Source organism: Marinomonas sp. TW1 (genome assembly GCF_001625355.1).
GTDB lineage: Bacteria > Pseudomonadota > Gammaproteobacteria > Pseudomonadales > Marinomonadaceae > Marinomonas.
On record NZ_JSEE01000014.1, the window covers coordinates 75,803 to 88,876 of the forward strand.

Consider the following 13,074-nt stretch of genomic DNA (forward strand, 5'->3'; position numbering starts at 1 on the left):
AATAATCACTTACAAGCTGGCACTGATGACAAATGATCAGTGACAAAAGACAAATAGTTTTTTCTATCTAGCACAACAAAACCTTCATGTTCTAGGTTGTTACTAAGCTCGCGGCCACTCCCTAGCTCAAGTGATGGCGACTCTTCATACCAATCAAAAGAAGCAAACTGCAATGCAACGGAGACACAATCAGCTTCAAGAATAACAGAAAAACCGAGCCGTGAGTTTGTTTCTCTAAACCCTGACTCTAATGTATTCATGGCAATCAGTTCAATGCATTGATTCCGATTTGCCAAAAAAGACCGTTCTTCTCGTCCCGACTCGTCAACAAAGAAGAAGGAAGCAGGCATTTTATTGGCGACGACGTCCACCACCAATTCAGCAGACACAATCAAACAAGCCTTTTGGCTTCGCCCCAAATAATACCCCTTCTTGACGATACTCGAAACCGCTTCAGTCCTTATTTTTTGCAACTTTTCCTGATCAATTTCACTCAACCAAGGTTCAAGTAGCAATTGCCCAGATTTATCCTGCCAAATATTTTTTATGCCTTGAACCCTATGCTTAACAAGCAATGGAAAGGCCTCTAAACGACGCACAGAGCAAAAAGGAATCGCTACATGATTGCCAGCCACAGCAACAACCAGAACATCTTGCTGGCCTTCTTGATCAAATAACAAACAGGCAGCATCCGAACCAGTAAAGACATCCAATGATAAAAGCAATTGAGCTTCATGACCCGATGTCAGCTCAACATACGCCGTGCCATCACGCCAAATCAGTTCTTCCCAAGTCACTTTATGAAAAAAACTCTCGTTTTGATCAAATACATAAGTATGTGACAAATAGTTAATTTGATAGAGCGTACTTAATAATATGTCTTCTCCTAAGCACGCACTAAAATAAGGTTCTTGTGGCCGCCCATCACTCGAATTAACAACAGCATAGTAACAACCACCAAAACGAAGCGGATAAGCGTGCTCTCCTACCGACAAGGCAATTTTCTCAAGCGCCACGCCAGGAACAAGTCTGTCTGCCTCTCCCCGTTCACCACTCGCCACATCATCAAGCGCGAAACAATTCGCGAAAGGCCGATAAAAAGCTTCTTTCATCATCTCTTCATAATAGTTCAAAAGCTGATCGCGCTCTGAATAAGACAATTTTTTTAGCTGGAACCAAGACAGAAAGCCAGACCTCATTAATGACAGCATCTGCTCATTAACGTGAGAAGGAGCACTATTCAAAGAAGGAGAAAGATCGTCAGATAGCTCATCAGGCGCAGATTCACACTGACGCCAACTTAATTGCGGAAATTGCTCATTAAGCCTTGCCATCGCTTGAGTGGAGTCCAAGTAAAACACACCACTCAATCCTTCCTCATCAATTTCTTCTACCTGAAAAGACACCTGACCAAACTCTGCCAGCGCACGAAGCAATGGCTCTATTGACACTTGTGAAGAAGACGCTATACGCCCTTCAAAACGATATTTTTCAGTGACTAATTCAATTTGAGATAGCAGGTTATTAAGCTGTTGCCAACAAGGCTGATGTTCGGACAAGGCATGACTTTGCGCTTGCAAATAGTCTCGTCCCAATGGCGCGGCTATTGCTAGCTGAAATAACGCATCGCTTGCCGTTAACATCACCAACTGACAGTCAGATCGATAAGGTGAGCCTGAAGTGATTAATTGCGTCACAAGACGCTGAAGTGAGGTAATACGCTGATGAAATAATGGTAGATCAAGATCCGCAACCTTGAGAGCAAAACAATCCAAAGATGACCGCAAGCTCAACAAAGAAGAACGAGGTGTGATGGCATAACGAACAACAGCACGCTCAATGTCAGCCATAGGGAAAGAAATATCCATGTTCCCTAAATCACATTCTGACATAGCAAGTCCTAACCATAGTCATTATCCTCTCAGACCGGTTTTGCGCTATCGATTTGCATCAAAAAAACGCCGCATGGCGAATTCATCACTTTGACGCTGCTCTCTTTTATCTTCGATGGTTTGCTCAATTTTTATATTTTTTTCTTTTAGCACATCCATACTTTTTGTTTTAGAACGAGCTTGCAACCATAAACGCATACTCATGTCTGCTTGTTGCTCAGCTCGCCCAACCGCCGCCTCTTGTTGAGCAATGGCTTGCTGCACTCGATCGACAAAGTGTTGATAATTGGTTGTTAAATATGGGCTTAGGCCAAGCAAGTTACGCTCAGACTCATATTGTTGAGCGTACTCTTTGAGTTCAGCCAGTTTTTGCATGTCATGCTGCACCTTGGCCTTATCCCTTGCCAATTGCTGAGCTACCGAGTCCTCTTTGCGTTTGGCAAGATCGACCAATATTTGCATCCGATGAGATTTCTTCATGAGCAACCTATTTATTTTACTCAATAAATAGTAGACGTTTTTACAAGCTTACGTCTACTGCCCTTTGGTCATCGCCGTTACCAAAGCCTCTAAGCTTTGATCTATGGTAAAACTCTCTCCTAATGCTTGCTGCAAGAAACTGCGTATTTCTGGCATTTGCACAATGGCTTGATCCAAATCTGGATCACTGCCCTGAGCATAAGCACCGACTGAGATAATATCTTGATTTTGTTGAAACTTGGAATACAACTGCTTCACTCGCATGGCGCCGTACAAATGATCTTCGCTAACGATTTGTGGCATTGCACGAGAGATCGAGGCCTCTATGTCAATGGCAGGATAATGGCCTTCTTCTGCAAGACGTCTCGACAATACAATATGACCATCCAAAATCGCTCGTGAAGCGTCGGCAATCGGATCTTGCTGATCATCACCTTCAGTCAATACAGTGTAAAAAGCGGTAACGGAACCACTGCCCTCATGCCCATTTCCGGCACGCTCAACTAACTGAGGTAATTTCGAAAAAACCGAAGGCGGATACCCCTTAGTTGCAGGCGGCTCCCCAACCGATAAGGCTATTTCCCTCTGGGCTTGTGCGTAACGAGTCAAAGAGTCCATCAAAAGCAGAACATTCTTTCCCTGATCGCGATAGTATTCCGCAATGCGAGTCGCCAACATGGCCGCCCGAAGTCGCATTAAAGCAGAATCATCGGCAGGTGAAGCGACAACCACTGAGCGAGCCAATCCCTCTTCACCAAGAATTTGCTCTATAAACTCTTTAACTTCTCGTCCACGCTCACCAATCAACCCGACAATGGTAATGTCCGCTTCGGTAAAACGCGTCATCATACCAAGTAAAATACTCTTACCCACACCACTACCAGCAAACAAACCAAGCCGCTGGCCTTTGCCCACGGTCAACAAGCTATTAATAGCTTTAATACCCACATCCAACGTTTCGGTGATGGGCTTACGCTGTAAAGGGTTAATAATGCCGCCATGAAGACCAACTGAATCTTGCGTATTAATCGGCCCTTTACCATCCAAAGGCTTACCTAAGCCGTTGACAACACGCCCTAGCAATTCATCTCCAACCGGCATTTTACTTTCGTCTAATAGAGGGCGAACACGAGCACCAGGTGAAATGCCCTCAATGGCTTCCGTTGGCATCAAATAGGTTAGATCTCCGGTGAAACCAACCACTTCGGATTCCACCCAACGCTCTTTACCAACCTGAACAGCACATCGGTCTCCCAGCGCCACGACACAACCAACCGCTTCCATAGTTAAGCCAACCATGCGCGTTACCTTACCTTCCAACTGAGGCTGATAAGGGGAAGTGAAGGCGTTATTTAATTTGGCAAGTCTTTCCTCAAGAGTGGGCACAATTAGTCCTGCTCAACCGAAGTAAGATGACGGAGCTCTTCGTAAACCGCGGCTAAGCGTTGTTCTACACGTCCGTCTATATGAAAAGATTTCGAATCTAAAACAAAACCACCACTGACCATGGCATCATCTTCTTCTATCTGTATTGTGAGCCTATCCCTCACTCCTATCGCATCTAATACTGCGATATCACCGGAGTTCAAACGGATGCGGATACGACCTTCGTACTCACCAATTTCATCAAACACTCTGACCAACTGCTCTTTTAGAGCGGCCTGACCATCTTCCTGCATTTTGCTAAGACAGACATTTTCAACCATTCGCACCATGGTTTGATAGAGCAAATTTTCAACAGCGGCTCGACTGGCTTCCAACGGCTGAGCAATCTCAGCGGTAACGGCTTGAAGTAATTGCTCCACTTGAGCAAACTGAACTTTTGCTTCTTCTTGTGCCAGCTGACGACCTTCTTCGATACCCGCCGCTAAACCATCGGCTTGGCCTTTCTCATAACCATCGACTTCGCCTTTTGAAAAACCACCCTCATAGCCTTTCTTATGACCTTCTTCTTCGCCTTGTATAAAGCCTTCATCATAAGCAGCGGCACGAATTTCTTCCAATTGAGAGGCGGTAAGAGGCTCATAGATCAGCGAATCTTGATCGACCTCTTCCGAGGTCATCACGGTGTTTTTTTGCACCAGTATGGCAGGACCCGTTGTTTCTTTCACATCGGAGCTTTCCAAATGGGGGAGCTCCCAACGCTCGTAAGCCGTTAACTTACGCTCTTCTTTATTATCCTTGTCAGACATATTCTAATTAAACCATCTGCTCGCCACCGCCGCCGAGAACGATTTCACCGTTATCAGCAAGGCGTCTAGCAACGGCCAAAATCTCTTTCTGTGCCACTTCCACTTCACTCACACGAACAGGGCCTTTGGCTTCCAAGTCGTCTTTCAGCATATCCGCAGCTCGGGAGGACATATTTTTGAAGATCTTTTCTTGCATATCGGGATCTGCCCCTTTCAACGCCAAAATCAATGTCTCTGATTCCACTTCACGCAAGATAACCTGAATACCACGATCGTCGACTTCCAATAAGTTATCAAACACAAACATCAAATCTTGGATGGTATTGGCAAGGTCTTCATCCACATCTCGGATAGACTCCATCAGCTCGGTCTCAACAGAACTATCAATGAAGTTCATTATGTTCGCCGCGGTACGAACCCCACCAATGGTCGTCGATTGTGTTGAATTATTACCGGAGAATTGACGTTCTAGAATGTTATTTAATTCTTGCAGAGCCGCTGGTTGAACTGTTTCAAGTGCCGCTACCCGCAACACAATATCCAAACGCACCCGCTCATCAAAGTTAGCTAAAATATCAGCCGCTTGGTCAGGGTCAAGATAGGAAATAACAATGGCTTGGATCTGCGGGTGCTCATAACGAATTACATCGGCAACGGCTCTCGATTCCATCCATTTTAATGTATCTAAGCCGGTGGTATTACCGCCCAATAAAATTCGATCAATTAAACTGCCGGCCTTTTCTTCACCTAACGCCTCACGAAGCATATTACGAATATAGCCGTCTGCACCAAGTCCCAATCCAGTCTGATCGCCAACCAGCACCAAAAAATCATCTAGGACTTTTTCGACTTGATGACGTTGAACATTGGCTAACTGAGCCATGGTCTGACCAATTTTTTGGACTTCTTTGGGCCCCATGTGTTTCAGAATCTGAGCAGCATCAGACTCCCCCAGCGACATTAATAGCACTGCGGCTTTTTGAACTGAGGTTAAATCTGCACCTTGGCCTGTATCACTCATTAACTTTCCATTACCCACTGTTTAACAACTTGCGCTACACGTTCAGGCTCTTCGGCAATCAAACCGCGTATCGCATTAAGTTGACGATCAATTTTCTCAGGGGAACCTGGTACGAGAATATCCTCAGCACTGACGAGAGAGACTTGATCGTCTGAAATTTCATCTGTCTCATCTGAGAATATAGCGGCTTCTGTGTCCTCTGCAACTGCAATTTTGTTTTGCTCACTGAGGGTTTTCAATATTGGTCGAACCACAATCAGTAAAAGAATCAATACAAACACACCAACCAAAGTAGGCTGCAGTAAATTCAAGAACCAAGTTTGTTTATAGAACGGCGGCTCAATCACAGGCTCTTCCGGGTCAGGAAGTGCGAAAGGCGAATTAATCACACTGACACTGTCCCCGCGTGAAGGATCATAACCAACAGCGTCACGAACCAATAAGGTCAAACGACCCAGTTCGTCATCACTCCAAGGTGTTCGCACTATGGTTGATGTATCCGCATCTAAACTGGCTAAATCATCAACCACTACAGCGACGGATAAACGTCGAACCGTACCTTGTTGGCGCTTGGTATAACTGATACTGCGATCCAGCTCAAAGTTACGCGTCGTTTCTTCGCGCGACTGACCATTAGCAGCGGCACCATTCCCACCAATTGGCGCACCATTTTCATCCACCGCTTCCGGAGCCGAGACAGCCCCTGGCGGTTGATTCGTCAATGCACCTGGTATACCACTGGCCGAAACGCCAGCACTGCGATTCTCTTTGAGCGTTTGCTCACTTCGCAATGCTAATAAATCTGGGTTGTATTGCTCATCGGTTTTTTCAATCGCAGTAAAGTCCACATCGGCCGACACTTCCGCTTTAAAACGACCTTGACCTACCACAGGGCCAAGAATGTTATTTACTCGTTGCAGCAACACATCTTCCACTTTACGAGCATAGTCGAACTGCTTGCCAGCCACAGACAATTCTGAATTCGAGTCTTTTTCCGTCAACAAGGTGCCACGCTGATCTACCACAGTGACATCTTTGTCACTTAGCTGTGAAATGCTTGATGCCACTAAATTCACAATCGCATCGACCTGACTACGATCAAGACGTCGCCCTGGGTATAACTCAAGAAACACAGAGGCAGAAGGCTTTCTCGTATCCCGCACAAAAACAGATTCTTTCGGAATCGCCAAATGAACTCGCGCGGATTTAATACTTTGCAGACTGGAAATGGTTCGACTCAACTCGCCTTCTAGACCACGACGATAACGAGTTGTCTCAACAAACTGAGAGGTGCCCAGACCCTGTTCTTGGTCCATGATTTCCAGACCAACAATATTGTCTGACACTATCCCAGATCCCGCTAATTTTAATCGGGCCTGATGGTAGTAATCGGCTTCAACCAGTAAAGCGCCTGTATTTTCATCTAACTTGAAGGGAATATTGTTAACACTCAGGATTTCAACAATCTGATCCGCGTTGTAATCTGTAATGCTACTTAAGACAGGTTTATAGTCTGGACCATTAGTCCATAACACGGCCGCCAAGCCAATTGCTATAGAGGCAGCCAAGCCGACCATTAAGGCCAACTGACGTATCACCGTTAGCTTATTAAAGCCTGTGACTAATTCTAAATAGAGCTTACGCTCCGATTGTTCTGCAGGGACATTATCCATTAAAAAGCGCCAAGCGGTTTATCTAGCCTAAATCGGCATGTTCATGATTTTTTCGTACGCGTCTACAAGTTTATTTCGTACTTGAGTCATCGCCTCAAAAGAGACACTGGACTTTTGTAGACCAATCATGACTTGAGGCAAATCCACCCCTTCGTCACCGCGCTCATAAGATTGGGCTAATTGCGTCGCATCTTGTTGTAACGAATTTACATTATCAACGGCACTTTTCAACATCTCAGCAAAATCAGCACGTTCAACCGCCTGACCAGCTTCCACATTGCCAGCAGCCTTTGCAACATCAGACACCGCCGAACCAGGCGCCTGAACCTGCGAGCGGAGATCCCTCATTTGGGATAACACTTGATTAATATCCGGTCGACCCGAAATCATGCTCTTCACCTAAAAAATCACATTTCATAAGCTTAGCATAAAGCTAATTAAAACAAGATACAAAAATCAATCGACGTCTATACCACTTTCTCGCATTTTAGCGATTTTGTATCGCAGTGTTCTAGGGCTAATCCCTAATTTATCAGCAACCTCTTTACGCTTGCCATTTGCGTCGATCAAAGCTTGAGCAATAATCCTAAATTCGTGTTGTTGCACCCCTTTACCCAAAATCGACGCGGCACTTTCTTCCTCTTCGACAACCGGCTCACTTGGAGGCGGTGTGCCGCCCATCATATCAAAGGCAATGTGCTCGTCATGAATCTGTCCATTAGGGCTTAAAATCAACGCTCTTTGAATCACATTATCCAGCTCTCGAACATTCCCCGGCCAAGGATGCGCTTCCAATTTACTTTGGGCTGAAGGCTTCAAGGTCGCTGCGGATATACGCATCTTAGTGGCATGTTTATGCAACAAATGTTCTGCAATCGGCAATATATCCCCTTTCCGTTCTCGAATGGGCAACCAGCGCAGCGGAAAAACATTCAAACGATAATACAAATCTTCCCTAAAACCACCGTCTTTTACATATTCAGCCAAATCTCGGTTCGTGGTGGCAATAATACGCACATCAAGCGGGATCGACTTCTTACCACCAAGCCGCTCCACCTCTTGTTCCTGCAATACTCGCAATAGCTTGGCCTGCAGACCAACATCCATCTCAGTGATTTCATCCAGCAATAAAGTGCCGCCATTGGCTTGCTCAAACTTACCCGCTTGAGAGGAAACAGCCCCTGTATAGGCCCCTTTTTCATAACCGAATAAAATAGCCTCTAGCATGTTTTCTGGAATGGCTGCACAGTTAATGGCAACAAAGGGTGCATTACGACGACCAGATTGATTATGAATATAATGCGCCAACACTTCTTTACCTGTGCCACTTTCACCGCACACCAATACGGTAGAGTCGGTTACGGCAACACGCTTTGCCAAATCCAGCAACGCCAAACTCGCGGAGTCTTTTGCAATAGGTTGACTCGTCGAAGATGAAGCCTGCTTCACGGTATATTTGGCAATGGCATTTAACAGCTCTTCTTCTTGAAACGGTTTAAGAAGGTAATCCACCGCACCATCACGCATGGCTTCAACGGCATGAGCAATGTCACCATACGCTGTCATCAACATAATCGGCAGTTCAGGATAAGCGTCTACCACATGATGCAACAGCCCGTAACCATCCATACCGGGTAAATTAACGTCCGACACCACCATATCAAACTGACTGTGTTTTAAGGCAATGACAGCCTCTTCAGCACTGTACACCATTTTACATTGGTAACTTGCTAGCATGAGCGTGTCTTCTAACGCTTCCGCCAATCCCTTGTCATCTTCAACAATTAATAATTTCACATCCGACATGCTATACCCTTACGAGAGGAATGGTTAAACTGGCCGTTGTCCCAGCCCCTTCAATACTATCAATTTCAAACTGCCCATGGTGTGCTCTGGCGATGGCTTTTACAACCATCAACCCCAACCCAGTACCATGCTGCTTAGTGGTGACAAAACCTTCTTGAACATGTTCCAACTGTTCTTTTGACATGCCAACACCACGATCTTTAAACACAAATACGGCGCTTGCTCCCACCGTGCGCCAAGACAATCGAACCTTACTGCCTGAATGCTGTGAATCAATGGCATTGTTTAGCAGATTCAATAACGCTCCCAGCAAGGTTTCTTTGTTACACTGAATGACTTCGTTGTGAGCAAATTCAGGACCAGATAAATCCAACGTGACATTTTTTTGCTCGCACACCTCTTCGCACTGAGAGACTAGATCTGCAGCAAAATCATTCAATAGAATGGTTTCATCTAACTTAATTTCACTGCGAGAAAAAATCAGCATATCACGGATCTGCTTTTCAATATTTCCTAATCGATCCGCCAGTTTATTGGCAAACGTTTGTCGCATCACTGGGGCTAAATCGGCTTTCTGTAAATGCCCTGCATACAGTGAGGCTGACGATAATGGCGTTCGAATTTGGTGCGCTAATGCCGCCACCATTTTTCCCATATTCGATAACCGCTCATGATGATTAAGCTTTTTCTGTAAAAAGTAGGCTTCCGTCAAATCCACTAGAATCACCAACTGACCAGGCACATTGCCCAGTGACGCGGTCTCTACCCGTACGCGGCGCCCCGTCACCATAGACACATCATGACCATCGTCTTCTTGTGGGCGAAAACTGCGGGGCACAATCTCTCCCCAAGCTTCACCAATCAAAGACAAATTAAACAAACGCTCGGCCACCGGATTCGCCATCACAATGACACCCTCTTCATTTAACAGCAAAACTCCCACCGGCATGGACTCAAACAGTTGTTGAAACTGCAGAACTAACACTCGATTTTTATCTTGTTCTTGGCGCTTATCTTGCTCTGACTTCTGCAACTGCTCTTGCAGACGAACCACCTCTTGCTGTAGGTCCAAGTAAGATTTCGCCAACACATCCGAAGACTCAGAAAACGCCTTAAAAGCGGCTTTAAGCTCCGCTATTTCTTCATCTTTAGTCACTAAAACTCCGATTTGTCAATATTATAGCGACGCATTTTTTCGATTAGAGTAGTACGTTGTATTTGTAAATTCTGCGCCGCTTTAGAAACCACCCCTTGGGTTGACACCAAAGCCTGACGAATTAATAACGCTTCTAAATGTCGAACATGCAGATTCAAATTGACGCCTGATGCCTGCGGAAAAGTATGTAATTGTTTGATTTCTTTTAATATAGAAGACAGGGCTTGAGATCGCCAAGGCAAAGGACACAACCATACGTTTTCACCATCAGGCGCAATTAAGGAATGACTCAATGAAATTACCGGCACCATTTCATCCAGTTCAAATGACTGAACTTGACTTCCGAGAACCACAAAATCAGGTAATTGAAAGGCCGTTAAAGAGGTACTGTGCTCGATACCGATAAAAGTAAGTATACTGGAAACACTGGAAATTTCGTCGTCATCTAAACCACATAACCAAGCTTTCACCTTACCACCTCAACCGTTACTGTATCTTCGCATTAATATAGTTAGTATTAATGCGTGTTTATCCAAGACTTTCAAGCTTTGAAGGGAAATTTATAATGCGGATAGCAAGTTATCAAATTCTGCTTGTGCCATTTGTTCATTTTCACACCAAGACAAGGTTCCCAATAACGGCGCCGACAACATAGTCTGCAGGGTCGCTAAATTCTCATCATAGCAGGCCATCTTATCCGGCCCAGCCGTATTAGCAACCCATCCGGCCAGACTCAATCCATCTCGAACAATGGATTCTGCCGTTAACAAAGCATGATTAATACAGCCAAGCTTCATGTTAACCACTAAAATCACAGGAAAACCGATTGATTTCGCCACATCAGACAAAAGCTCTCTATCATTTAAAGGCACGCGCCAACCACCAGCCCCTTCAACCAAAGCCAAATCATGCGATGTTAACAAGGCCCCTTTAATAAAACCTTCCAACCGTGACGAAGTGACGAGTCGCCCTTCTTGTTGCGCAGCAATATGAGGCGCAATAGCAGCCTCCAATAAAACCGGATTAACCTGCTCATAAGCCAATGAAACACTGCTAGCCTGTTGAATTCTCCAAGCATCATCGTTGCGTTTTACACCATCAATTAATTCAGCTCCAGCCGCCACAGGCTTTAAACCAATCGCCTTCTGCCCCACTCTTTGAGCGGCCGCTAATAAACCTACGGTAAAGTAAGTTTTACCTGCATCTGTGTCCGTTCCAGTAACAAAAAATCGTTTTCTCACAACCACCTCGATCTAGCTAACCTGCTTACGGGCGACAACAAATGCCACCTGATAACTCAATGGAATGCCTTTCACTTGACGCTGTTTTTCATACTGCTGCAAAAAAGCCTTCCAAGTAGAAGGTGATATTGCTTGCGGCTTTTGCGTTGAAATCAGACTAGCGCCAACCTTTTTTAAAGACGCCACCGCGGCGTCAGGCGAATCAAACCACATTTCGACCCGCTCGACGGATAATGACTCAATTTGCCATGATGCGTCTAAGAGCTGTTTTTTTAACGTTTCTTCAGTGATGTACTGATGAACATGCTCACGTCCGTCCACACCTAACCAAGCGGTCGATAACTCCGGCATAGAACCCACTAATAAGGTCGAGAAAACCAAACGCCCTTCATGACGGCTAGCCGCAAACAAGGAACGAAACAAACTTTCCGGTTGCAAACACCACTGAATCGCCAAACTGGAAAAAATCACATCAAAAGAGCTTGCAGCAAAAGGAAAGGTTTCCGCATCAGCACAGACATAATGAATTGGATAATCATCAGACATACGAGCACGTGACACCGCCAACATAGCCGGAGACAAATCGAGAGCCACACAATGCTTTGGCGCACATTTGGTCATTAACGATGGCAAAGCCAAGCCAGTTCCCGTCCCTAAGTCCATAATGGTATGGGTTGGAGAATCTGGGAAACAAAGTAGCAACCTGTTGAGAACATCCAATTGGAACTGAGCGTAAGCATCATACGACAAAGCAGCACGATCAAAACGCTTTGCAAGCTGCCGTTTATAGGCGCTTGCCGAAGAAAGGTTAGGAGTTATTAGCATCTATAAAGTTTTCAACCGCTTGCACACAAGCCTCTTCCTCTTCCAGAAACGCTTGATGGGCACAATTTGGCATAATCAAAGTCTCTTGTAGAGGGTTTACGTCCGTCTGCTGCTCTAAACATTGCGCAGACACGAGCGCATCCTTACCACCAAATATGTGTAAATTTGGTCTATCCAATAAAGACAGTTCACGACGCACATCAAGTGACTTAAGCATACGCAAACCACCAATTAAAGCCGCCTGATTCAACGTAGCGACAGGCAATAAGGATTGCAATTGCTTAACCAATTGACGGTCGTTCTGTGCTCCTTTAGCCTGCAACATCACAAAACGCTTAAGACCTTGCTCTGGGTGTTCATCAACTAAAGCAGCAAAGGCATCAAAATCCGCGTCTGACATAGCATTAGACCAAGCCTCTCGCTGCACAAAACTAGGGGAGCTGGAAACGGTAATAAGCCCCTTAACGCAACTAGAACGGCGAGCCGCGACATAAGTTGAGATCATCCCTCCCAAAGACCACCCCAACCACCAAGCATTGCTCGGTGCTATATCAATAAACTGCTCAGTCAACGCATCAATATCATAATTTGGCCCAATGCGAGTACGAGAGATCCACTGTTCATCAAGAGAAATTCCAGGCAAGTTCGCGACCACAACATAGAAACGCTCACTCAAGCGGCGCGCAAAATTCGCCATTACCTCTTTTGGCATGGCCCAACCAGACACCATAAATATCGCTTGGTTAGACTCGTCGCCGAAAGCTTCCGTTTCAATAGGTGTGCGCATG

At 45.4% G+C, this 13,074-nt stretch carries 13 protein-coding genes; all 13 read right to left on the reverse strand.

Annotation, left to right across the window (positions count from 1 at the left end; translation table 11 throughout):
• Positions 1–5: 5 nt before the first annotated feature.
• Positions 6–1,892: a hypothetical protein gene (locus OA79_RS13705; RefSeq protein WP_063333802.1), complete on the reverse strand. Its 1,887-nt coding sequence runs from the start codon at positions 1,890–1,892 to the stop codon at positions 6–8.
• Between the two features lie 45 nt (positions 1,893–1,937).
• A complete protein-coding gene (gene fliJ / locus OA79_RS13710) occupies positions 1,938–2,372 on the reverse strand; it encodes a flagellar export protein FliJ (RefSeq protein WP_063333803.1) in 435 nt (144 codons plus the stop codon).
• A 54-nt stretch (positions 2,373–2,426) separates the two neighbouring features.
• Entirely contained in the window at positions 2,427–3,758 is a 1,332-nt protein-coding gene (gene fliI, locus OA79_RS13715) for a flagellar protein export ATPase FliI (protein WP_013795338.1), read from the reverse strand.
• A 2-nt stretch (positions 3,759–3,760) separates the two neighbouring features.
• On the reverse strand, positions 3,761–4,564 hold the full coding sequence (locus tag OA79_RS13720; protein WP_063333804.1) for a FliH/SctL family protein: 804 nt from the start codon (positions 4,562–4,564) through the stop codon (positions 3,761–3,763).
• 7 nt (positions 4,565–4,571) lie between these two features.
• On the reverse strand, positions 4,572–5,585 hold the full coding sequence (gene fliG, locus OA79_RS13725) for a flagellar motor switch protein FliG (protein ID WP_063333805.1): 1,014 nt from the start codon (positions 5,583–5,585) through the stop codon (positions 4,572–4,574).
• Positions 5,585–7,258 carry a flagellar basal-body MS-ring/collar protein FliF gene (gene fliF, locus OA79_RS13730; protein ID WP_063333806.1) on the reverse strand — a complete coding sequence of 558 codons (1,674 nt, stop codon included), beginning with the start codon at positions 7,256–7,258 and terminating at the stop codon, positions 5,585–5,587. The genes fliG and fliF overlap by 1 nt, the downstream gene beginning before the upstream one ends.
• 27 nt (positions 7,259–7,285) lie before the next feature.
• Positions 7,286–7,648, reverse strand: a complete 363-nt coding sequence (gene fliE / locus OA79_RS13735) for a flagellar hook-basal body complex protein FliE (protein ID WP_063333807.1) — start codon at positions 7,646–7,648, stop codon at positions 7,286–7,288.
• A 66-nt stretch (positions 7,649–7,714) separates the two neighbouring features.
• Entirely contained in the window at positions 7,715–9,064 is a 1,350-nt protein-coding gene (locus OA79_RS13740) for a sigma-54-dependent transcriptional regulator (RefSeq protein WP_063333808.1), read from the reverse strand.
• A gap of 1 nt (position 9,065) precedes the next feature.
• Positions 9,066–10,220 (reverse strand): sensor histidine kinase, encoded by a 1,155-nt coding sequence (locus OA79_RS13745; protein WP_063333809.1) that lies wholly within the window; start codon positions 10,218–10,220, stop codon positions 9,066–9,068.
• Entirely contained in the window at positions 10,220–10,690 is a 471-nt protein-coding gene (locus OA79_RS13750) for a helix-turn-helix domain-containing protein (RefSeq protein WP_063333810.1), read from the reverse strand. Before OA79_RS13750 ends, OA79_RS13745 begins: the two co-directional genes overlap by 1 nt.
• A 90-nt stretch (positions 10,691–10,780) precedes the next feature.
• Positions 10,781–11,461, reverse strand: coding sequence for a dethiobiotin synthase (gene bioD, locus OA79_RS13755; RefSeq protein WP_063333811.1), 681 nt, complete (start codon positions 11,459–11,461; stop codon positions 10,781–10,783).
• Positions 11,462–11,473: 12 nt separating this feature from the next.
• Complete coding sequence (bioC, locus tag OA79_RS13760; protein WP_063333812.1) at positions 11,474–12,286, reverse strand: malonyl-ACP O-methyltransferase BioC; 813 nt, start codon at positions 12,284–12,286, stop codon at positions 11,474–11,476.
• Positions 12,270–13,073, reverse strand: a complete 804-nt coding sequence (locus OA79_RS13765) for an alpha/beta fold hydrolase (RefSeq protein WP_063333813.1) — start codon at positions 13,071–13,073, stop codon at positions 12,270–12,272. Before OA79_RS13765 ends, bioC begins: the two co-directional genes overlap by 17 nt.
• Between the last annotated feature and the right edge of the window lies 1 nt (position 13,074).

Coding starts and splice junctions, on each gene's coding strand:
- OA79_RS13705 (WP_063333802.1), bottom strand. CDS start 1,892: ATGTCAGAATGTGATTTAGGGAACATGGATATTTCTTTCCCTATGGCT.
- fliJ (WP_063333803.1), bottom strand. CDS start 2,372: ATGAAGAAATCTCATCGGATGCAAATATTGGTCGATCTTGCCAAACGC.
- OA79_RS13720 (WP_063333804.1), bottom strand. CDS start 4,564: ATGTCTGACAAGGATAATAAAGAAGAGCGTAAGTTAACGGCTTACGAG.
- fliG (WP_063333805.1), bottom strand. CDS start 5,585: ATGAGTGATACAGGCCAAGGTGCAGATTTAACCTCAGTTCAAAAAGCC.
- fliF (WP_063333806.1), bottom strand. CDS start 7,258: ATGGATAATGTCCCTGCAGAACAATCGGAGCGTAAGCTCTATTTAGAA.
- fliE (WP_063333807.1), bottom strand. CDS start 7,648: ATGATTTCGGGTCGACCGGATATTAATCAAGTGTTATCCCAAATGAGG.
- OA79_RS13740 (WP_063333808.1), bottom strand. CDS start 9,064: ATGTCGGATGTGAAATTATTAATTGTTGAAGATGACAAGGGATTGGCG.
- bioC (WP_063333812.1), bottom strand. CDS start 12,286: ATGCTAATAACTCCTAACCTTTCTTCGGCAAGCGCCTATAAACGGCAG.
- OA79_RS13765 (WP_063333813.1), bottom strand. CDS start 13,073: ATGCGCACACCTATTGAAACGGAAGCTTTCGGCGACGAGTCTAACCAA.